16 protein-coding genes and 1 tRNA gene are annotated in these 20,600 nt (G+C 61.5%); 4 read left to right on the top strand and 13 right to left on the bottom strand.

Going from position 1 to position 20,600, the window contains the following annotated elements; all coding sequences use genetic code 11:
- Window positions 1–11: 11 nt before the first annotated feature.
- The 10 genes from K3758_RS14565 to rpmH form a co-directional block, all read right to left on the bottom strand.
- Window positions 12–506: a histidine phosphatase family protein gene (locus tag K3758_RS14565; protein ID WP_259946250.1), complete on the bottom strand. Its 495-nt coding sequence runs from the start codon at window positions 504–506 to the stop codon at window positions 12–14.
- Between the two features lie 65 nt (window positions 507–571).
- Window positions 572–1,435 (bottom strand): acetylglutamate kinase, encoded by an 864-nt coding sequence (argB, locus tag K3758_RS14560; RefSeq protein ID WP_259946248.1) that lies wholly within the window; start codon window positions 1,433–1,435, stop codon window positions 572–574.
- Window positions 1,436–1,472: 37 nt separating this feature from the next.
- Window positions 1,473–2,123, bottom strand: a complete 651-nt coding sequence (yihA, locus tag K3758_RS14555; protein WP_120351813.1) for a ribosome biogenesis GTP-binding protein YihA/YsxC — start codon at window positions 2,121–2,123, stop codon at window positions 1,473–1,475.
- Entirely contained in the window at window positions 2,123–2,860 is a 738-nt protein-coding gene (locus K3758_RS14550; RefSeq protein WP_259950118.1) for an MOSC domain-containing protein, read from the bottom strand. The genes yihA and K3758_RS14550 overlap by 1 nt, the downstream gene beginning before the upstream one ends.
- Complete coding sequence (gene yidC / locus K3758_RS14545; protein ID WP_259946242.1) at window positions 2,860–4,731, bottom strand: membrane protein insertase YidC; 1,872 nt, start codon at window positions 4,729–4,731, stop codon at window positions 2,860–2,862. Before yidC ends, K3758_RS14550 begins: the two co-directional genes overlap by 1 nt.
- Window positions 4,732–5,020: 289 nt before the next feature.
- Window positions 5,021–6,562 carry a bifunctional diguanylate cyclase/phosphodiesterase gene (locus K3758_RS14540; RefSeq protein ID WP_259946239.1) on the bottom strand — a complete coding sequence of 514 codons (1,542 nt, stop codon included), beginning with the start codon at window positions 6,560–6,562 and terminating at the stop codon, window positions 5,021–5,023.
- 107 nt (window positions 6,563–6,669) lie between these two features.
- Entirely contained in the window at window positions 6,670–7,539 is an 870-nt protein-coding gene (ttcA, locus tag K3758_RS14535) for a tRNA 2-thiocytidine(32) synthetase TtcA (protein ID WP_259946236.1), read from the bottom strand.
- 66 nt (window positions 7,540–7,605) lie between these two features.
- The gene (gene yidD, locus K3758_RS14530) at window positions 7,606–7,827 is read right to left on the bottom strand and encodes a membrane protein insertion efficiency factor YidD (protein WP_259946233.1); all 222 of its coding nucleotides are present in this window, start codon (window positions 7,825–7,827) and stop codon (window positions 7,606–7,608) included.
- Window positions 7,824–8,246, bottom strand: coding sequence for a ribonuclease P protein component (gene rnpA, locus K3758_RS14525; protein ID WP_259946231.1), 423 nt, complete (start codon window positions 8,244–8,246; stop codon window positions 7,824–7,826). Before rnpA ends, yidD begins: the two co-directional genes overlap by 4 nt.
- A gap of 26 nt (window positions 8,247–8,272) precedes the next feature.
- Entirely contained in the window at window positions 8,273–8,407 is a 135-nt protein-coding gene (gene rpmH / locus K3758_RS14520; protein ID WP_007118882.1) for a 50S ribosomal protein L34, read from the bottom strand.
- 318 nt (window positions 8,408–8,725) lie between these two features.
- Here rpmH and K3758_RS14515 point away from each other — a divergent pair, with 318 nt between their 5' ends.
- The 4 genes from K3758_RS14515 to K3758_RS14500 all read left to right on the top strand — a co-directional run bounded on the left by K3758_RS14515 (window position 8,726) and on the right by K3758_RS14500 (window position 12,425).
- Entirely contained in the window at window positions 8,726–9,460 is a 735-nt protein-coding gene (locus tag K3758_RS14515; RefSeq protein WP_259946228.1) for a TVP38/TMEM64 family protein, read from the top strand.
- The gene (locus tag K3758_RS14510; RefSeq protein WP_259946226.1) at window positions 9,457–10,878 is read left to right on the top strand and encodes an NAD(P)/FAD-dependent oxidoreductase; all 1,422 of its coding nucleotides are present in this window, start codon (window positions 9,457–9,459) and stop codon (window positions 10,876–10,878) included. The genes K3758_RS14515 and K3758_RS14510 overlap by 4 nt, the downstream gene beginning before the upstream one ends.
- 8 nt (window positions 10,879–10,886) lie before the next feature.
- Window positions 10,887–12,272 carry a HAMP domain-containing sensor histidine kinase gene (locus K3758_RS14505; protein ID WP_259946224.1) on the top strand — a complete coding sequence of 462 codons (1,386 nt, stop codon included), beginning with the start codon at window positions 10,887–10,889 and terminating at the stop codon, window positions 12,270–12,272.
- Window positions 12,273–12,348: 76 nt separating this feature from the next.
- Window positions 12,349–12,425, top strand: a tRNA-Arg gene (locus K3758_RS14500).
- A 38-nt stretch (window positions 12,426–12,463) separates the two neighbouring features.
- On the opposite strand, the gene K3758_RS14495 is transcribed toward K3758_RS14500, so the two are convergent.
- From K3758_RS14495 to K3758_RS14485, 3 genes are all read right to left on the bottom strand, one after another.
- A complete protein-coding gene (locus K3758_RS14495) occupies window positions 12,464–13,105 on the bottom strand; it encodes a 2-hydroxychromene-2-carboxylate isomerase (RefSeq protein ID WP_259946222.1) in 642 nt (213 codons plus the stop codon).
- A gap of 792 nt (window positions 13,106–13,897) precedes the next feature.
- A complete protein-coding gene (locus K3758_RS14490; RefSeq protein WP_259946220.1) occupies window positions 13,898–14,620 on the bottom strand; it encodes a hypothetical protein in 723 nt (240 codons plus the stop codon).
- Between the two features lie 225 nt (window positions 14,621–14,845).
- Window positions 14,846–20,587, bottom strand: coding sequence for a hypothetical protein (locus K3758_RS14485; protein WP_259946217.1), 5,742 nt, complete (start codon window positions 20,585–20,587; stop codon window positions 14,846–14,848).
- Window positions 20,588–20,600 lie beyond the last annotated feature (13 nt).

The raw sequence follows: 20,600 nt of genomic DNA, 5'->3' as shown, positions 1-20,600 counted from the left end.
CGTTTTGCGTTTCAGACCAGTTGCTTGGGCACGGTAAAGGCGCGCAACGCAGCGCTACCGGGGGCGAGGTCGGCCCAACTGTCGATATCGAAGTCCATCACCGTGGTGGCCCCCGAGGGATAGCGACCGAACGCATCTTGGTCGGGCGTGTCCTGCAACAGCGCCACCGCGGCGGCGGCAATGCCGGGGTTATGCGCGACAAGCAGCAGGGTGTCGCCAGACGCCCGCTGGCGCAGGGTCGCTATGATCTCATCAGGCTCGGCGAGGTAAAGCTGGCGCAGATGCGTCACAGTGCAGCTTTCGGGTAGGTCTAGAAGCGCGCAGGTTTCGCGCGTTCGCGCCGCCGTGGAGCAGAGCCCCACGTCAGGCACAAACCCTTCCGCCCGTAGCCAATTGCCAAGCGCTTCGGCAGCGCCACGCCCACGGGGGTTCAGGGGGCGATCATGATCGCTGGTACCGTGGGACCAGTCCGATTTCGCGTGTCGCATTAGGATCAGGCGGCGCATGTCATTCCTTTCACTGCTCGGCCCATCATAGGGGCGAAGCAGGGGCAGGGGGCAAGCGCTTTGCCTTAGCCTTTGCGAATGATGCTGCCCGCGCCGTGTTCTGTGAAAAGCTCCAGCAAGCAGGCATTGGGTGCCCGCCCGTCAAGGATCACCGCCGCGCGCACGCCCCCTTCGAGCGCATCTAGGGCTGTCTGAACCTTGGGAATCATCCCGCCTGCAATGGTGCCATCGGCGATCATCTCGTTGATCTGGCTCGCCGTCAGGTCGGTCACCACCTCGCCCGCGCCATCTTTGACGCCAGCCACGTCCGTGAGCAACAGCAGGCGGTCGGCCTTCAGCGCGCCCGCAATGGCGCCAGCGGCGGTGTCGCCATTAATGTTATAGGTCTCACCGCCGCGCCCCATGCCAAGCGGTGCGATGACGGGAATGATGCCCTTGTCGGCAAAGTCCCGCAGGATGCGTGGGTTCACCTGTGTCGGGTTGCCGACGAGGCCCAGAGCGGGGTCTTCGGGCTCGCAAACGATCAAACCGCTGTCTTTGCCCGAGACGCCAACGGCGCGTCCCCCCTGTTCGGAAATCGCCTGCACGATCCGCGCATTGACAAGGCCCGAGAGCACCATCTCGACCACTTCCATGGTCGCGGCATCGGTGACCCGCTTGCCGTTCACGAACTCGGATTTGATGTTGAGCCGCGCCAGCATGTCGTTGATCATCGGGCCGCCGCCATGGACGATCACCGGGTTCACACCCACCTGTCGCATCAGCGCGACATCACGGGCAAATTCGTCCATCGCCGCGTCGCTGCCCATCGCATGACCGCCCAATTTGATGACCACGGTGGCATCGGCATAGCGTTGCAGGAAGGGCAGAGCTTGGCTGAGGGTTTGGGCGGTGGCGATCCAGTCGCGGTTCATGTCTTGCGTTCTCATCTGTTGACCCATGGGAAGGCGATAGCGGCGGAAAGTGCTATTCCAGCGTGGCGATGATGGCACGCAGGGTAGGGATGCCCCAGCCCTTTTCCGAAGACGTGACCACAATCTCAGGGTAAGCGGCGGGGTGTTTGCTCAGCGCGTCTTTCACCTGCGTCAGGATTTTCTCACGCTCGGCTTCTTTGACCTTGTCTGCCTTGGTCAGCACGACCTGAAAGGTCACGGCAGAGCTGTCGAGCAGAGACATGATTTCGTTGTCGACCTTTTTGACGCCATGACGCGCGTCGATCAGCACAAAGGCGCGGCGCAGGGTTTGACGGCCTGAAAGGTATTGCTTGAGCAGACGCTGCCATTTCTCGACCACCGGCAGCGGCGCGTTGGCATAGCCGTAGCCCGGCAGGTCAACGAGGTAATGCTCTTCGCCGGCCGTGAAGAAGTTAATCTCCTGCGTACGGCCGGGCGTGTTCGAGGCCCGTGCCAGTGCTTTCATGCCCGTCAGCGCGTTGATCAGCGTCGATTTCCCGACGTTGGAGCGGCCCGCAAAGCAGACCTCCATCCGGTCTGGGGGCGGCAGCCCGTCCATCGCCACCACGCCTTTAACGAATGTCGTTTCACCGGCGAAAAGCATCCGGCCTTTTTCGGCGCTCGGCGCGTCCGGCTCCTCGGCAATGGTGTAGTTCACTTGCATCAAATTAGCTCCAGTTCGTCGCCCACGGCGATCTCTCCGCCGGTGGTGACGGTCAGGGTAACACCGAAGTCTCGGTGACCCAATTGGTCAAGCGCGGCGAGCGTATCCAAGTCGCGCGCGCCGGTGTCGGTGTTCACGGTCGTGGCAAGGCAGCGGGTGATGCGTTTTGACACATGCAGCCGCGCCTCGCCGATTTTCAGGTCGCGTCCGATCCATTCGAACTCATCCCACGGGGCGGCCCCGTCAAACCAGATGTTGCCGCGCCAGCGGGCGGTCTGCAGCGGGCTGCCGGCAAGCGCTTCGACAGCGGCATGGGAGGCCAGGCTATTGAGCGAGAGCGTCGGTTCGGCACTGTCGGTATAGCCACGCCCGTCGAGCCGCAGGATATCTGCGGGGGCGGCGCGGCCTTCGGCCACCAAGGGGCGCACCCAGTCAAGGAATGCAGCCTGTTCGCGATCGGGGTGAAAGGTGATCTCGCCCCGCGTCGGGTGGCGCAGGGTCAGCTTCTCTGTCGTCTCATCCAGCTTGGCCGTGATCGCCTGCAGCTGCGGCGAAGACGCCCCCCGTGTGAAATTCAAACACCGCGCCCAATCTCCGGGCGCGGCTTTGGATGCGTCATGGGCCACGGCCCAGAGCCGGTCATAGGGCATCGACTGCCCGGCGCGCAGGGTCACACGCTCAACCGTCTCGCGGCCATGGGCCTTGAGCGGGTGCCGGTTGAGCGCGGTGACCTGCATCACTTTTTCGACTTGCCCGATTTGGGTTTGCTATCTGCATTGGCGGCATCACCCTTGGGCGTGCGTTTAAAGCCGCCTGCGATGTTGCCCCAGAGGTCAGGTTTGTACCCCTGGCTGCGCATGATCAGATACTGCTGGGTGAAGGTGATCGTGTTGTTCGCGATCCAGTAGACCACAAGGCCGCTCGCGAAACCGCCCAGCATGAACATGAAGACCCAAGGCATCCAAGCAAAGATCATCTGCTGCGTCGGATCGGTGGGGGCCGGGTTCAGTTTCTGCTGCAGGTACATGGAGATACCCAGCAGAAGCGGCAGAATACCGATGAACACCAGCGCCAGCATCGAGCCGGGCTCGGGGGGCGCATAGGGCAGCAGGCCCCAAAGGTTCATGATCGAGGTCGGATCGGGCGCGCTAAGGTCTTGGAACGGGCCAAAGAAGGGCGCGTGGCGCAATTCGATCGTGACAAAGATCACCTTGTAGAGCGAGAAGAAGATCGGGATTTGCAGAAGGATCGGCAGACAGCCCGCGGCGGGGTTTACCTTGTTCTTCTTGTAGAGCTCCATCATGCCCTGCTGCATCTTCTGACGGTCGTCGCCCGCATCCTTCTTTAGCTTTTCCATTTCGGGCTGAAGTTCCTTCATCCGCGCCATGGAGACGTAGGATTTATAGGCCAGCGGGAAGAGCAGCGCCTTGATCAGCAGCGTCAGGCCGATGATCGCAACGCCCATGTTGCCGATGAGCTGGTTGAGGTTATGCAGCAGCCAGAAGATCGGCTTGGTCAGGAAAAAGAACCAACCCCAGTCGATGCTGTCGATGAATTTGGCGACACCGGAGGCTTGGTAATCCTGCAGGGTTTCCCACTCCTTCGCACCCGCGAAGAACTTGCTGGAGGTGCTCACGCTTTCGCCTGCCGCGACCGAGCGTGTGGGCTGGCGGGTGAAGGCACGGTAGGTGTCCGCGCGCGGGTCATAGGTGAGCGCCTGTTCAAAGGTCTCGCCCGCGTCGGGGATCAGCACGGCCTGCCAGTAGTGATCGGTGAAGCCAACCCAGCCCTCGGTGACGCCTTCGGTGACCACGGCGGGGCGGCCCCAGGTGCTGTTCACGTCGGCTTCGGCGATGTCGTCCCAATCGACTTCGGAAAGCTCACCATTGGCCATGGCCACGGCACCTTCATGCAGGATGAAGAAGCTTTTCAGGTCTTCGGGCAACCCGTGTTGGGCGATCATGCCGAAGGGGGCGAGGTTCACCGCGCCTTCGCCATTGTTGGTCACGCTCTGGGTGATGTCGAACATATATTCGTCGTCGACCGAGATGGTGCGGGTAAAGACCTGCCCGGCGCCATTGTCCCAGCTTAGTGTGACGGGGCTGTCGACGCCCAGTGTTTCGCCCTCGCTCAGGGTCCAGAGCGTATCGACACCCGGCACGGCATCGGGCGCAAGGCCAGAGCCTGCGGCCCAACCATGCAGCGCGTAATAGGCATCGCTCGATCCTTCGGGGGAGAGCAGGGTCACGATTTCGGCGTCTGCGTCGAGCGTGGTTTGGTAGTCGTTTAGCTTCAGGTCATCGATCCGACCACCCATGAGCGAGATGGAGCCGCTGACCTTATCGGTCGCAATGGCCACGCGGGGGGCAGCCGCCAGAGCCGCGCGGCGGCCTTCGGGTGCGGCGCCTTCGCCATCCTCCGTGCCGGGCGCGGCAGCGATCTCGGCGGCGGAGGCGGGGACCGAGGTGCCCTCGATGGTTTGGCTGATCTCTGTGCCGGGTTCTAGCGCAGGGTCGGCTTCGGGGGGCGGGAACAGGAGGAACCACACGAGGATGACGGCAAAGCTGAGCGCCGTGGCAAGGATGAGATTCTTGTTCTGTTCGTCCATGGGGACCGCCACCTGATGTCTTTGAATATCATGGGGGTTCAACAGAGTGCGGGGCCAAAGGTCAAGTGGAATCGGGTAAGGTTAGGGGCGATGTAGCGTGGTTTTGGCCCATCTGGCATGGGTTTTGCGGAGTTTCGCCGGGGGCGGTTGCGGGGCCCCGTGGAACTGGCTTTGGCCGGGGCCGGGGCCGAAGGGGTTTTGAGGCCTCGGCGCGAGGGAGGTAACATCTGCCCGGAACAGGTACGGGGAGCTGCATTTGGCGCGTGTCGATCGGACGAGGATTGAGCCGCTATGTGGCGCGCCCGTTCATGATGCGGGGGACATCTTGTAGTTTCGCATTGTGGCGGGCGATCCAATCAAGGGTTTGTTCAAACGGCATGGGGCGGGCGATGCCAAAGCCTTGCACATGGTCGCAGCCGAGTTGGGCCAACAGGACATGCTCCCCTACCGTCTCCACCCCTTCGGCAAGGGTTTCGACGCCCAGGCGTTCGGCCATGGTCAGGATGGCGCTGATCATGCGTTGCTGATCGGGATCGCGGTCGGCCTTCATGACGAAGGAACGATCGATTTTGATCCTGCTGACAGAAAAGCGGCGGATGGATGCGATGGAGGCATGGCCGGTACCGAAATCATCAAGGTCAATGCGGCAGCCGAGCTTGCGCAGGGCATTTATATTTCGGGTGATCACATCATCGGCGGCGGAAGCGACGACCGTCTCCAGCACTTCGATTGCGAGCCTTTCGGGGGATAAATCAAAACGGTCCAACTCCCACGTGATTTTGTCGATGAGCTGAGGGTTGGCAAGTTCGCCGCCTGCGAAATTCACACCGATTTGGGGCACCTCGGTACCGGAACTGTCCCAAGCTTTGAGCGCGGCAAAGGAATGATACATCATCACCTCGGCCAAACGCTCCAACAGGCCAGCTTCTTCGACGGCGGGCAGGAAATCTGAGGGCGGGATCATGCCTTGGACCGGGTGGTTCCAGCGCGCCAGTGCTTCAAAGCCGGTGATTTGGCCGGTGTCGGTTGAAATTTGCGGCTGGAACCATGGTTGAATTTGCCCACTGTCCAATGCCTGCGCGACCTCCTCGCGGAGTTCTGCGCGGCTTTCAGTTTCCCGGCGCATCTGGTCAGAGAAGGCGCGGATGGAAGATGGTCCGCGCCGCTGGCCGCTGCGCAGTGCCGTGGCGGCGGCAGCAAGCCAAGCGGAGCCATCACCACCCGGGGCGCGGGTGTTGAGGCAAAATCCAACGGAAGCCGTAAGGTAGATCGTGACCCCGTCGATAAAGAACGGTTCTTCCAAAGTGGCCTGAAGCCGCCCGGCGAGTTGAATGCAAAGCTCAAGATCAAGCTGCCGGACCGGGGCCGTGCAGATCGCGAAACGCGCCTCGCCCATTTTGCCGATGATATCGTTATCCCGCAGGGCGCTGTGCAAACGTTCGCCACTTTGGAGCGCAATCGTATCGGCGGCGGATTGGCCGTAACGTTCGATGATCTGGTCAAAATCCTCAAGTGCGATAAAGCATGTTGCCGCCAAGCGGCCCTGTGTTCGGGCGCTTTGAAAGACCTGTTCGGTCATCTCTTCAAAGGTGCTGCGCTGTAGTATGGCGGTGAGCGTGTCACTGGGTAACGTCGCCCCCTCGCCAAACCGCTGCCCTGCAAGAAAAAGAAGCGGCAGCGCGGCGGAGACGCCAATCAGTGCCATTTCACCGCCGATCCAAAACGCCAGCAGTGACATCGCGGGGAGAAAGGCCAGCGCGGCCTGACCGCTAAGCAATGCGGAGAGCGACTGGCGCAGTTGCCTGGGCCCAGTGGTGCGGTAATGTGCCATCGCGATATCCCTCTTCAATGCGCGCCATGCCTGCGCTGATGGGGGTGGGATATCGCCTTTAGGGTGTGTCGTGGGTTAACAGAGGCCGGTTTTTCGCGGATTATTATCTAAAATTGTTCTTGCTCTGTACTCTCAATGTTCCGCGTAAGCCCGGCAAAGTCGAAAAGCTGGGGATCCAGCAAATGTGAGGGCCGGGCGTTCATCAGAGCGCGGAACATCACCTGCCGACGACCGGGGCTATTGGCCTCCCATCCGTCGAGAATCGCCTTGACCTGCTGGCGTTGAAGCCCGTCCTGCGACCCGCAAAGATCGCAGGGAATGATCGGGTAATTCATCGCCGTGGCAAAACGTTCGCAATCGCTTTCAGCCACATGGGCGAGGGGGCGGTAGAGGAACAGATCGCCTTCTTCGTTTACCAATTTGGGCGGCATCGTCGCCAGCCGTCCGCCGTGGAAAAGGTTCATGAAAAAGGTTTCAAGGATGTCATCCCGATGATGCCCCAGCACCACGGCGGAGCAGCCCTCCTCCCGCGCGATCCGGTAGAGATTGCCCCGGCGCAGACGGCTGCAAAGGGCGCAAAAGGTGCGTCCGGCAGGGATCTTGTCCATCACGATTGAGTAGGTGTCTTGATACTCGATGCGATGCGGAACGCCCATCTTTTCAAGGAATTCCGGCAGCACGGTGGCCGGAAAATTCGGCTGGCCTTGGTCGAGGTTGCAGGCCAGAAGCTCGACAGGCAGCAGGCCGCGCCATTGTAATTCATGCAGGACCGCAAGCAGGGTGTAGCTGTCCTTGCCGCCTGACAGACAAACCAGCCATTTGGGTTTCGGCGCGCCCTCGGCAGTCGGCTCCACCATGCCGTATTGGTCAATCGCCTCGCGGGTCATGCGGACGATGCGCTTGCGCAGTTTCTTGAACTCGGTGCTTTGCGGTGCGCCGGCAAAGAGGGGGTGAATCTCGTTGGTTTCGTCCAGCATCGTCGGTCTCTCACTATCTGCCTGGCTTCACCTAGGGCATTTTACCCCTTTGCCGCAAGCGTGGCGCTAGTCTGGGACGTTGTCGATCCCGCTGTGGCCCCAAGGGTGGCAGCGGGCGATGCGCCGTGCGACCAGCCATCCACCCCGCAGCCCGCCGTGTTTTTGCAAAGCTTCCAGCGCATAGGCGCTGCAGGTGGGCTGGTAGCGGCAATTGTATCCGACCCACGGGCTGAAAAGCAGCCGGTAGCCGCGCACCGGCAGGGCGAGCAGCGCCGCCAAGGGGCTCATTTGCGCGCCCCGTGCAGGATATCAAGCGCGCGGGTGAGATCGGCTAACAACTGGTCGAAGGGCAGGGCCGCTGTCGCCTCGCGCCGCCCGACAAAGACATAGTCCATGCCTGCGCGCCCAGCTTGAGGCAGCATCAGCCGTGCGATTTCACGCAGGCGGCGCTTGGCGCGGTTGCGGGCCACGGCGTTGCCGACCTTTTTCGAGCAGGTAAATCCCACGCGAATAGGCGCCGCGCTGGGCTCATCCTCCCGGCGGGGTCGCATCTGTAGAATAAAGCCGGGGGTCGCCACACGTTTGGCGCGGCTGGCACGCTGAAAGTCCGCCCGTTTGGTCAGGGTTTCCAGACGCAGAGAAACCGCCGGGGCAGCGTTCCCCTTCGTGGCGCAAGTGCCATTCAAGGGTGCCTCCGGCGGTGTCATATTCTGGTTCCGAAGATCGAGGGCGCTTACGCGCTCAGCGATTTCCGGCCCTGTGCGCGGCGTGCATTGATGATCTTACGGCCGGCTTTGGTGGCCATGCGCGCGCGGAAACCATGGCGCCGCTTGCGCACGAGGTTCGAGGGTTGAAAGGTGCGTTTCATCGCTCCGTCTCCATTTAAAGCTGGCTGGGCACGGAATCACTTGAAGGGTTCCACCGCGGCCAGCGTCAATTCAAGCCCGTCCTCTAATGCGGCGGGGCGCGCAAGTCAAACCCCCTGAGGCGGAAAAACTGCGCTTTGCAACAAAATGCCGGTCAGAAGGGGGCGGTTTGTTTCAGTTCGCCCTTCTAGCCTGCGAAATCGGGGCTCTGGGCACAAGTCCTATCAAGCGCGCGTGAGGAGCCTGTTCCTACCTGCCGCTTCACGCCATCATTAAGGAAACGACAAATGGTCTGATGTAGGCCCAATGAAAGTACTGAAATGAGCCGCGATGACCAAAGTAAGCCCGCGCTGATGCGCTACCTGCCCCTCGCGGTGATCGTGGTGGTCGCCGCCATCGGCGCCTTTACCCTGCGCGACTACCTCAGTTTCGACGCCCTGCGCGACAATCGTGAGGCGCTCATCGCCTTTCGGGACAGCAATTACCTGCTGACCGCGCTGGCCTTTGTCGCGGCCTATGTGGTGATCGTGGCTTTTTCGCTGCCGGGGGCCACGGTGGCCACGCTCACGGGCGGTTTTCTATTCGGGCTGTTTCCGGGCGTCCTTTATAACGTGGGGGGGGCGACGTTGGGCGCAATTGTGATCTTTTTGGCCGCACAATGGGGACTGGGCGACCGGCTGAAGGCGCGGATGGATGCCTCGGAGGGGGTAGTGCGTAAGATCAAAGCGGGGATCGACAATAACCAATGGTCGATGCTCTTTTTTATCCGGCTCGTCCCGGTAGTGCCTTTCTTTGTCGCGAATCTGGTGCCTGCTTTCCTTGGGGTGCCGCTGTTTCGCTTCGCCATCTCGACGTTTTTCGGCATCATGCCGGGGGCGCTGGTCTTTACCTCTGTTGGGGCGGGGCTAGGTGCGGTTTTTGCCCGAGGTGAGACGCCCGACCTCGGGATCATCTTTGAACCCCATATTTTACTGCCCATTCTGGGCCTTTGCGTGCTGTCGCTGCTGCCTGTGGCGATCAAGACATTTACCGGCAAGAAGGATCTGCTGAAATGACCACCCGTATCAAGACCGACGTTCTGATCATCGGCGCAGGCTCTGGCGGGCTGTCGGTGGCGGCGGGGGCCGTGCAGATGGGCGCGGATGTGACCTTGCTCGAAGGGCACAAGATGGGTGGCGATTGCCTGAACTATGGCTGTGTGCCGTCGAAGGCGCTGATCAAGGCCGGCAAGACAGCCTATGCTCAACAGCACAGCGCGCAATATGGGGTCGCGAATGCCGCGGGGGCGGTGGATTACGCCGCGGCCAAGGATCACGTGGCCGATGTGATCTCGCAAATCGCGCCGGTCGATTCGGTTGAGCGGTTTGAGGGCTTGGGCGTGCGGGTGATCCGTGAATACGGGCGTTTCATTTCCGATAAAGAGGTGCAGGCGGGTGATACGATCATCACCGCGCGGCGGATCGTCGTGGCCACCGGGTCATCCCCGCTGGTGCCGCCGATTCCGGGGCTGAAAGATGTGCCCTATGAGACCAACGAAACCCTTTTTGATCTGCGGGAAAAGCCGGAGCATCTGATCATCATCGGGGGTGGCCCCATCGGCATCGAGATGGCGCAGGCCCATGTGCGAATGGGCTGCAAGGTCACCGTGATCGAAGGCGATCGGGCGCTTGGCAAAGATGATCCGGAGCTGGCTGAGGTGGTCCTTCAGACCATGCGCGACGAAGGCGTGGCTTTTGAAGAGGGCAGCAACGCCGCGAAGATCAGCGGTGAAGCGGGCGCGATTACGGTTGAAACTGAGGATGGCCGGGTGATTAAAGGCTCGCACCTGTTGATGGCCGTGGGGCGCAAGAGCAACGTTGACCGGCTCGATCTTGATAAGGCAGGGGTGGAAACCACCAAGGCGGGCATCAAGGTCGACGACAGCCTGCGCAGCAGCAACCGCCGCGTCTATGCCATTGGCGACGTGGCGGGCGGGCTGCAATTCACCCATGTGGCAGGCTATCACGCCGGGGTTGTGATCCGCTCGATCCTTTTTGGTCTGCCGAGCAAGACCAAGTTGCACCATATCCCATGGGTCACCTATGCCGCGCCGGAACTGGCACAGGTGGGACTGACCGAGGCGCAGGCACGCGAAGAACATGGCGACAAACTGGAGGTTGTGCGTTTTCACTATAACCACAACGACCGCGCCATCGCCGAACGTCAGACCAAAGGGTTCATCAAAGTCATGGTGGTCAAGGGCCGCCCGGTCGGGGCCAGCATCGTCGGCCATCAGGCGGGCGAATTGATCACCCTGTGGTCACTTGCGCTGGTCAACAACATGAAGATGAGCCAGATTGCCGCTATGGTCGCCCCTTACCCCACGATCTCGGAAATCAACAAACGCGCGGCGGGGGCCTATTTCAGTCCGCGCCTCTTCGAAAGTTCGTTGGTTAAAGCGGTCGTGCGCGCCGTGCAGCGCCTGTTGCCCTGAGATAGCTCATGATTCACTCGCTCTCTGGCCGTTTGCTGATCCTCACCACCATCTTTGTGATGCTGGCCGAAGTGCTGATTTTCGTCCCCTCCATCGCGCGGTTCCGCGAGGAATATATGCTGACCCGGCTAGAGCGGGCGCAGATCGCGTCGCTGGCGCTTTTGGCCGATGATATGCTCGACCCGGAGTTGGAGGCGGAGTTGTTGCGCAACGCCGAGGTCTTCAACGTGGTGCTCCGCAGGGACGAAGCGCGGCAACTGGTGCTGGCCTCTCCAATGCCGCGGATGGTGTCGCAAACCTATGATTTGCGCGATGCCTCGGCGACGGTGTTAATCCGCGATGCCATGCTGCGATTGTTCCGGCCCGGCAATGAGGTGGTCCGCGTAATCGGCGCCCCGGTGCGCGAGGCGGGGCTGTTGATCGAAGTCACGATGGAGACCGCGCCGATGCGTGTGGCCATGCTCGACTACGGGATTCGCATCCTCATCCTCTCGGCGGTGATCTCAGTCATTACGGCGGTGCTTTTGTTCTTTGCCATGCGGGCTTTGTTGCTCAAGCCGATCAAGCGGGTGGCAGGGCATATGCAACGCTACGCCGCCGCGCCCGAGGACGCCCGGCGGATCATTGAGCCCTCCGCCAGTGTCACCGAATTGCGCGAGGCTGAAGTGGCGCTTCAGAAGCTCCAGACGGACCTGACACAGGCGCTGAAACAGAAAGAGCGTTTGGCCCAATTGGGCAGCGCGGTCAGCAAGATCAGCCATGATCTGCGCAATATCCTCACCTCGGCGCAGCTGTTCACCGACCGGATCGAGATGTCCGAAGACCCAACGGTCAAGCGCATGGCGCCCAAGCTTGTCAGTTCCATCACCCGTGCGGTGCACCTATGCGAATCGACACTGGCTTTCGGCAAGGCCGAAGAGCCGGGACCGACGCTGACCCTGATGCTGCTCGAAGATCTTGTGGAAGAGGTCATCGACGGCGAACGCCTTGCCGACCCCGAAAGCGACATCAGCTTTGCCGCCGACATCCCCGCAAATCTGACCGTGCGTGCGGACCCCGAACAAATGTACCGCGTGCTGGCCAACTTGATGCGAAACGCCCGGCAGGCGATTACCGCCACCGGCAAACCGGGCGAAGTCCATCTGCGGGCCGAGGATATGAGCGATGCGTGGTGCATCACCGTCAGCGATACCGGCCCCGGCCTGCCACCGAAAGCGCGAGAGCACCTCTTTACCGCGTTTCAGGGCGGTGCACGCAAAGGTGGGTCGGGCTTGGGTCTGGTGATCGCATCCGAACTGGTGCGCGGCCACGGCGGCACCTTGGCCCTGCGCAGCAGCGGGCCGGAAGGGACTGTTTTTGACATAACGCTGCCCAAGGGGGACGGCACCCTATAGATTTTCGCAGAAAATTGCATTTCCTCAAAACGAGGGCTTGCAACTCCCCGGGGCTAAGACTAAACCCCCGCTCAGTGGACCGATAGCTCAGCTGGATAGAGTACCTGACTACGAATCAGGGGGTCGGGGGTTCGAATCCTCCTCGGTCCGCCACTAACTAAAATTGAAGAACGCAGCGCTTTTGGGGCGCCTCACCCGTCTTTCGGCGGGTTGTAGAAGCCCGTGTCGTGGTAGGGCTTGTCAAAGGCGTGATCCATCAATTCCAGATGGTCTTGGCCGTAATACATGTCTCCATTCAGGAAATAGCTGGGTGAGCCGAAGATGCCGCGGGCGATCGCCTCTTCGGTGTTCTTGGCGTGAATGGCCTGAACGTCTGCATCCATCGCCTGCGCGATCAGAGCGTCGCTGTCGGGATCAATCGCAGCGGTCGCGCGGCGCAGATGCTCGGGATTTGCGAGATCGATATCATCGCGCCAATGGGCCTGAAGAATTGCGAAAGAAAGCGCATCAACATCGCGGCCAGCCCGCGCGGCGGCGATCAGGTAACCGCTTGAAAGGTCTAGCGCATTGTCGTGATGCGTGGGGCGGTGGTTGAGGATGTCCAGCCCGCGATACTGCGCCCAACGGGTAATCTCTCTGCCAAAGAAATAGTCAATATAATGGGGGGTAAAGCCACGAAAATGGGACACCCGGCCAGCTGCGATCACCGGATAGAGATCAAAGGGACGGTGGATGAGCTTCGCACCACGGGCGGCGCAAATCTCCAGCAGTTTGCGATGCCCAAGATAGGCGTAAGCGGAATGGGCGGAATAGAAATATTCAATCGTGTCCAACGTCGGCTCCCTCTGTTGCAAGCATCATGACGGAAACCGATGTGCAGGCAAGGACGGGGGCCGAAAGGTGAGGGTGGAATCGCGAAAGCGCTAAAAGCAGAGCACCTTAATCAGCGAAAGCCGCTCAATACCGACGATTGGGTGTGGTGTTTGCTCGCGGGCGGGGCGCAATCGCGCGGGCCTGACGGGGCTGGGGGCGTTGCTTGGCCACGAGTGCCAAGGCCACCGCGGCCACAATTAGAATTAGAAATTCGTACGTCCACATGAGCCATTCCTCCTAGGGCATGTTCAAAGGGTTAACGACGCCTATGCGCGCTGGGTTCCGCCCTCCTGCCGGAGGCGGCGGTCTTTGGCCGAGGCCGCAATGAAAAGCGCCGGCGCATGCCAGCGGATGGCCTTATCGGTTCAGCTGTTGTTTCGGCATCAGACCTTCTGGCGCAGGACGGCCATCGTGGCGACGGCGGGCAGGAGCAGCATCGCTTTGATCACGCAGGCAGGCTAACGCTGCAATTGTCCTGCACCGCACAGGCTATGGCATTGATATCCATGAGCCACGTCATGTCACGGCGCATTTCAATGCGGTGCTGGCCGGGGGGGCAATGTTTTTCGATAGAGCCGCGTGTTTATCCAAATGGCAAATTCTCCGTACGCTTGGAAAAGATTGCGATCCTGCGCGACGTTGGGCCGGAAATCCTGCGCGGAGATGCAGCGCCGCAGCCAAAAAAGTGGCCAAAGCGGCGAAAATGCGCACGCTTTGGCCTGGAGGGAGACGAAGAGAGAGGGGGCGCGTGGTTAGGAGGTGCCGCGTGCCATATTTTCAAAAATGCTTTTCATATGGCTGTCGAACTCATTCCACGTGATGACGGCCCGGTTGCCCGCATGGCCGTGATAATAGGACCGGCCCGTTGACGTGGGCAGCCCGGCCCAGATGCGGGCGAGGTTCTCCATAAAGCGATGGCGGCTGATCTCGCCCTTCATAAAGGGGGTAAAGCCCGCATCTTCGAGCAACAGGTCGGCCAATAGGTCTTGGACCTGTGGGGTAAAGACGTCACTTTTGCTCAGCCCGGCTTCGGCGACGAGCGTTTTCAAGGTGTTGGGGATGAACTGGTAGCGCCCAATGGCATGGGGCTGGCCGGGGGTGGCCGCGATCCAGCGGTAGATTTCGCCGATGGTCATGCTTGTGGGGCGCTTCGGCGGCTTGACCCTTGCCCCGTGTTGCACTGCGTCATAGCCTTTGCCCCCGGCCTCTGCCGACGCGATCACATGGCGCACAGCGGCGGATGGCCCCCCGCGGGTGGGAATGGCAAGCTTGCGCGGTGCGCGTTTGGCGGTCGTCTTGATCATGCTGCGGTTAAGGTAAATGCGGTCCTCCGAAGCGGAGGGCGACAGGGCGAAATTCAAGCCGGTGACGGCGATCTTCCTGCTGTCGAAACGGGCGAAATCATTTGCATTTGCCGCACCGGAAAGGGTGGCGGCGATCAGGCAAAAGGCAGTGCTGGCAGCGAGCTTTTTCATCTGGGTTTCCCATCTGGGCTGGATGTTGCGTTGACCCTGATCATGCGCCCATAAAATCGATATTTCATTAATGCGGGCAGCTAGTTAGCGTCTCGAAAGGATAGTCGGTCCGGCACTCAGAATAGGCCAGCTCAACTTTGGAGCGCAGCAGCGCTCTGAAAGAGGAATGAGCCACGTTCCAGATGCGCTTGGAACGTGGCTCTTCCTCGGGGCTGAGTCTCCCGGTCAGCTTCCGAGGAACTGGTCGAACTGGGTCCAGAGTGAGTTGTCCAACAGTAGGTTGAACCGGAAATAGAACCCTTCGTCATAGAGGCCGCTTTGCCCTGCCACCCGGCCACGGGCCTTGTTGTAGCCGAGCGCCAGCAGGACACCTTCGCGCGGGGTGAAGCCGAATTCGGCGCCGATCCCGTTGGAAGAGTTGCCCTCGCTGTCCCACAGATGCGTGGCGTTAAGGCCGAGTTGGAAACGGTCGTCGCCGAATTCGTAGTTCAGACCGCCCTGGATCAGCTGCGTGGTGGTATTGGCCGCCGCGCCGGCATGGGTGCCGATTTTTTGGTACTGGCCGGCATATTTGCCGTTGATCCGCAGGTCGGCATCGATCTCGTAATTCGCATCGATCGACCATAGGTGCGTTTCCGTGCTGGCGTGTTTCTCTTCCAGCCGGTGTTCGTACCACGCCAGCACATCAAGGCGGGCATTGTCTTTGGGGCGATAGGCTGCGCCGATGCGGGTGCGCATACGGCGGGAGTCTTCGCTATCGCGCCGATCAAGCGCGGCACGGCTGCGCGCCAGAACGGTCAGGTCAGGGGTGACATTGCCCGCGATGCCGATGCTGGCGTAGTGGGTTTTGCCGGATTCTTCCCATGTGGTCTCCAGTTCGGCATCGCCGACCCAATCGCCATCCGCCGACTGCCAGCTTGTGCCGATCGCGAATGATGTCAGCTCACCGTCATCGGTCTCAAGGTTGCGCGAATGCTCAAGATCGGCGCGCAGATTGGTGCTTTCGTTGATATCCCAATCGACCGACAGACCCTGCACCATGGTGGTGTCGCTTGTGCCGCCGGCTTTGGTCATCTCGGTTCGGCCAGTGACCCATTCGTTCAGCGTGTAGGTGAAACCATAGGCGGCGCGGGTGACCAGCTCATCACTGCCGAATTGAAGCTCGATCTCATTATAGACGCGCCAGCCGTTCTTGGGCTCGTCATAGAGGCCGAGGGTCAGTTCAGTGGGGGCGTCGCCACCGAGCGGCGCGCGCAGCTGGGCTTCGATCACGGTGCCGGGGCGGGCCGCCGGGGTCCAATGTGCACCCAGGATCAGGGCCGTGTCACTTTCGCTTCCGCTGGTGGTACGGTCGCGGCTGTATTCAAGGCCAATCTCGCCGCGCAGGGTCTTGCTCAGATGCCGCGAATAGATCGCATCCACGGTCAGCCGGGCGCTGTCGTTGACCCGGTCACGGGTGTATTCCGCGCCAAAGGCGATGTCGCTGCGCTGATCGATCTCTTCGCCATAGCCCAGACGGACTTGGCTGGTGCCCGGGCGGGCCAGCCCGCCCTGAGCGTAGAAATCGCGCCCGGTGTGGATCGCCTCGAAAGCGAAATGGCGGGTCTCGGTCTTCAGCTCATAGGACAGACGCGCGGCGGTGTCGTTCTCGCCCATGGCGTTTTCTGAGCGGGCGACTTCGGCCTCCCACAGGCCGCCTTGACGGTCTTCGTGCTGGATATAGGCAGAGTGCATCCGCTGGCGGGCCGTGTTGCCAAGGGGGGCGTCGGCATGCACCGCACGGGCGCCGATGGAGGTCCGCTCGGACAGGGCATAGTTCACCTCGCCCCCGTAGAGCCAATAGGCCTCGGCGCCCTCGGCTTCGACCTCATAGGTCACGCGGATCGACACGGGGTTGCCGTTAAGGTCGAACTGGCGCACCGGCGTGTCGAAGGTGATCGTGTTGCGGAAGAAGTCGAGCAAGTAGTCGGTGCCGCGCAGTAGGGGCGTGGCCGACAGGATATCGCCGCCATCTTCGTCCCGAACAAGGATTTCCACACGCTCGGACCCCTGCACATAGCCGGTCAGGTCAAGGTCATAAGGGCCAGAAACACCGCGCCCGCGAATTTCTTGTTCCTGCTGCTCCTGCGCGGTGCGGGCTGCAAAGACGGTGACCGATACGCGGTCGTTCTCCCAGTGACCTTTGGCGCCGGTTGCGACACGTTGCAGGCCACCCAGTTTCAGCGCGCTGGCTTCAGGCTCGATGGCGATATCGCCGTAGAGCACGTAAGAGCGGCCCTTCTCCACTTTCACGAAAAGGTTGGATGAGGATTGCGCATCGGCACCGCGTTCGGAATTGTCGCCATAGACGGGGTAGTATTCCTCTCCTCGGATATCGCGGAACAGGCTGTCTTCGGTGTCACGGTCCGAGCTGTAGCGCAGAGTTAGCAGGGCGTCGCCACGGATTACCCCTTTGAGGTAAAGCTCACCGCGGATGCCTGTTGTCGTGTCTTCGAAAGCGCTGATGCGGTCTTCTTCGATGACGTTGCCGGCGTCCCCGCTCAGCGATACCGCGCCTTCGATCACACCGATAAGAACACGTTCGTTCAGATCCGGGGTGAAGGTCAGCCGCGCTTCAGCCTCGCCAAAAGACGACCGTACGGTGATCAGATCGGGGCCGGAGGCCTGCGGTGGGATCAGGTTAAAGGTCGCCTCGCCATTGTCGAGATAGGCCTGCACGCCGGGCGCGCTGCTGCGGATGTCGGTCACATCCCAAAGCGACCGGCGGGCCGAAAGGGTCACCGTGCCGGACGCAGGCACCGGGCGGCCCCGGGCGTCGAGCACGCGCACCACCACCGGCACCACAGAAGCGGGATTGGCCGCGGCGGTTTCCGGCAACAGGATCTCGATCCGAGCGGGTTTGCCGGGCGCGGTAAGGCGCAGTTCCTTGCGGACCCGTTCGATGCCAAAGCCGTCACGGCCCACCAGCGTCAGCACGTTCTCGCCGGAGGCCAGTTTCACCGCCACATATTCCAGCGCCTGCACGTTGTTCTTTTCCAGACTGGTGCGCTCTCCTACCCGGTCGCCGCCAAGCTCGCGGCCATTCACCAAAAGCGTCAGCGTCAAGTCAGCCTTGCCCTTGATCCGGATGTTCTGGGTGGCGCGGGTGACGGCGGTGTCTTCGGCAAAGTCGACAAAGCCGGGGGCGCTATCAAGGTTCGGGATCATGCTGTCGAGCGTTTGGCGCTGCGCCGAGGCGCGGGCGGCCTGAGCCACAGAGGAGGCGTCGACCCCGGCCTCTTCGTTCTGTGCGGCGACCATGCCGGGGGTCAGCTGGGTGGTGGTGGCGATGCCAGCCTCGCCGCGCGCCGACCGGGTGCTGCTGCGCTGGCCGTCGATCGGCAAATCGGTCGCATTCACGCCCGGGGTCTGATGTTTTCCGGCGAAATGGTCACGACGTTTGCTGACTTCCTTGAGCGCTTCGGGGGTGCATTGGGCCACGGCAAAGTTCTCGGTTCTAAGTTCGCCCTTTTTCAGCGGTACCACGCGCGATCCACCGCGGCGCAGATCGTTGGTGCGGGTCACTTGCACCGCACTCCCAGCGGGAAGGGTTTCTGGCTGCACGAGGAAAGCGTGGGTCACCGGGCGCATCCCGTTGAGCGAATAGGCGCCATTGATATCGGTCACCACGAAGAGCCCTTCTTGGGTCACGATGCGCACGCCGGGAATGCCCGGCTCATCCTCGGCGCGATCGCGCAGACCGTTGCCGTTGCAATCCATGAACACGGTGCCGAGAACGGTGCCCTGCCGGGCAAAGACGCCGCCCGAATTGTCGAGCCGTACCATGGCGCGGGCGGTCTGCGATTGTTGCAGCGCCCCGGTGCCTGCTTGGCGGCCCGACAGGATCGCGGTGTTTTCAATGCGGCCTTCGCGGGCTGCGGCAGAGAATTGCATCACATAGGACAGCTCATGGCTTGTCAGCGGCTCAAGCATGCCCACGTCAAAGCGCAGATCGCCGTTGCCGATCTCTTGCGGATCGTCCAGCGGCTCACCGTTAAGGGTGACCGTGCCGGGAACAAAGTTCACACCATAGGCCGGGCGGTCGAGGATCTCGCCACCAATCAGGGCCTGGTGCATGTTGTTGGTGAAGCTGAGCGTATAGGTGGCGAATTCACCATGGCCCACGCTGTCGAGGTCCGCAGCCTTGTCCAAGGCCAGCGGCGTGCCGTAATTCGGATCCACCGGAATATCGGAGACAAAAAGCGCGCCGCCTGCGTGGTTGAAGGCCTTGCCCCAACCTGCATCCATCACCTTGCGACCCATCCCGGCATAGTCCAGCCGGGCGGAGGGGAAGACCCAAACGGGCGCATCCATCACGGCATAGCGGTAGTCGCCTTCGGGCATTTCAGAGAAGGTGAAGAACCCACGCTGGTCGGTCTGCGTGCGGGCCATTTCATTGCCCGTACGCGCATCGACAAGGGCGACAGACACGTCGGCCACCGGGGCGTTGGAGACGGAGTTGAACAGGAAGTTGCCGGGGTTGATCATCAGATCGTCTTCAAGCACCTCACTGTCACAGGTCGCCGTGGCGATGAAGCTGTCGCCAAAGTCTGTGGCCATGACCTGATCCCCGGCAACGGCGGGCGACATCTGCGCCAACGGCAGGGCAGGGGTGAGGAAGATGCCGGTATTCGCGCCGGTCTCAATCGCGATGATCGTTTCCACGTCGCCGGTCAGCATGCTGCGGATCGTCACCGCTGTGCTGTCCACCTCGGTGCTGACATTACAGGTGCCCGAGGTGAGGCGCAGACGGGTGTCGCTGCCCGGTGTGCCATAGGGCTGATCTGCGCCGGTTTCGGGGTGCTCGAACGCCAATGTGCCAGCTGTCTCCGATTCGCGGTCGTAGACCACGGTGTTGGAGCCCAGCAGCAGCGTGCTCTCTTGGTTGTTGTAAAAGGCGGAGGCGGTGTTGTGCACTTCGACCTTGCCCAATGCGGCAGGCACGCGCACCGAAAAGCTGGGATCGGTGGCATGGCCGATGGCGTAGTCGCCCTCATGAAAGAATGCCACTGCATCCACATCGTGGGAAAGTCCCGCGGGGACCACGCTGACGTATTGGTGCGCGGGGGCACCGCGCATATGGACGAGGGCGGTCATGGTCCCCGAATTCTGCACCGTGTTGAACACGGTATTCAGCGGGATCTCGTCGCGCAGCAAAACACCGGTCCGGGGTGTGCCGTCGATCACGATGGGCTGGCCGTCGATCTGCGGATAGCCAAAGGCGTCCCGCTCAGAGTCGTTGCGCAGCCGCAGGGTATAGGTGATGAGCGCGCCTTCGTCGTTTTCCGAGACGACCTGCTCTTTGGAAACTTCGAGCCCGCCTTCTTCGACGCGCGAGACCCCCACTGCTTCTTCGCTCAGGCTTTGGCCATCCTCGGTCACGGCTGAGGCCGTCAACATGCTAGCGAACTGGGTGCTTACAGGGGTCTCTGCGGAAATGCGGAACTCATAGATCAGTTGCAGCCGCTCTCCCGCCGCGAGCATGATGGGCGCGGACATGTCGACCGCCCGGTCTTCGACATCGATCAGGCCGTTGCCGTTCAGGTCGGGGAAAAGCGATTGGCGGGACATCATTTGGGCGCTGCCCTGTTCCCCAATGCTGAGCGATGTGGAAAGCGGCACGTTGCCGGTGTTGATCACGTCGAAATGGTAGCGGCCAAAGGCGCCGCGGGTCAGCAGAAGGTCGGAGTAGCCGGTCACTTCCAGCCCGGGAACTGCGGCGACTTCGGCCCGAACCGGGTTTGAGAAGACACGTTCCATGATGCCAAGGGAGGTATTGAAATAGCTGACTTCTGCCACGTTGCGGATGAAAGATCCGGCGGGGGCCGGGGCGGCGGCGGCGGTGTGGGGCAGAAGGCTCAGGCTCATTGCGGAGGCGCTGATCAGGGCCAGAGCCGGGCGGGCTTTAGACATAAGGAAACTGCGCATCAGCTTGCTCCTG

It is taken from the genome of Sulfitobacter sp. W002 (assembly GCF_025142135.1).
In the GTDB taxonomy this organism is placed as follows: Bacteria; Pseudomonadota; Alphaproteobacteria; order Rhodobacterales; family Rhodobacteraceae; genus Sulfitobacter; species Sulfitobacter profundi.
The sequence above is the reverse complement of the archived record's forward strand: the minus strand, read 5'-3'. Positions and strand labels throughout refer to the sequence as shown.

Coding starts and splice junctions, on each gene's coding strand:
- K3758_RS14515 (WP_259946228.1), top strand. CDS start 8,726: ATGAGCCGCGATGACCAAAGTAAGCCCGCGCTGATGCGCTACCTGCCC.
- yidC (WP_259946242.1), bottom strand. CDS start 4,731: ATGGACGAACAGAACAAGAATCTCATCCTTGCCACGGCGCTCAGCTTT.
- K3758_RS14540 (WP_259946239.1), bottom strand. CDS start 6,562: ATGGCACATTACCGCACCACTGGGCCCAGGCAACTGCGCCAGTCGCTC.
- yihA (WP_120351813.1), bottom strand. CDS start 2,123: ATGCAAGTGAACTACACCATTGCCGAGGAGCCGGACGCGCCGAGCGCC.
- K3758_RS14510 (WP_259946226.1), top strand. CDS start 9,457: ATGACCACCCGTATCAAGACCGACGTTCTGATCATCGGCGCAGGCTCT.
- rnpA (WP_259946231.1), bottom strand. CDS start 8,246: ATGACACCGCCGGAGGCACCCTTGAATGGCACTTGCGCCACGAAGGGG.
- K3758_RS14490 (WP_259946220.1), bottom strand. CDS start 14,620: ATGAAAAAGCTCGCTGCCAGCACTGCCTTTTGCCTGATCGCCGCCACC.
- K3758_RS14505 (WP_259946224.1), top strand. CDS start 10,887: ATGATTCACTCGCTCTCTGGCCGTTTGCTGATCCTCACCACCATCTTT.
- ttcA (WP_259946236.1), bottom strand. CDS start 7,539: ATGCTGGACGAAACCAACGAGATTCACCCCCTCTTTGCCGGCGCACCG.
- K3758_RS14550 (WP_259950118.1), bottom strand. CDS start 2,860: ATGCAGGTCACCGCGCTCAACCGGCACCCGCTCAAGGCCCATGGCCGC.
- K3758_RS14565 (WP_259946250.1), bottom strand. CDS start 506: ATGCGCCGCCTGATCCTAATGCGACACGCGAAATCGGACTGGTCCCAC.
- K3758_RS14485 (WP_259946217.1), bottom strand. CDS start 20,587: ATGCGCAGTTTCCTTATGTCTAAAGCCCGCCCGGCTCTGGCCCTGATC.
- argB (WP_259946248.1), bottom strand. CDS start 1,435: ATGAGAACGCAAGACATGAACCGCGACTGGATCGCCACCGCCCAAACC.
- yidD (WP_259946233.1), bottom strand. CDS start 7,827: ATGAGCCCCTTGGCGGCGCTGCTCGCCCTGCCGGTGCGCGGCTACCGG.
- rpmH (WP_007118882.1), bottom strand. CDS start 8,407: ATGAAACGCACCTTTCAACCCTCGAACCTCGTGCGCAAGCGGCGCCAT.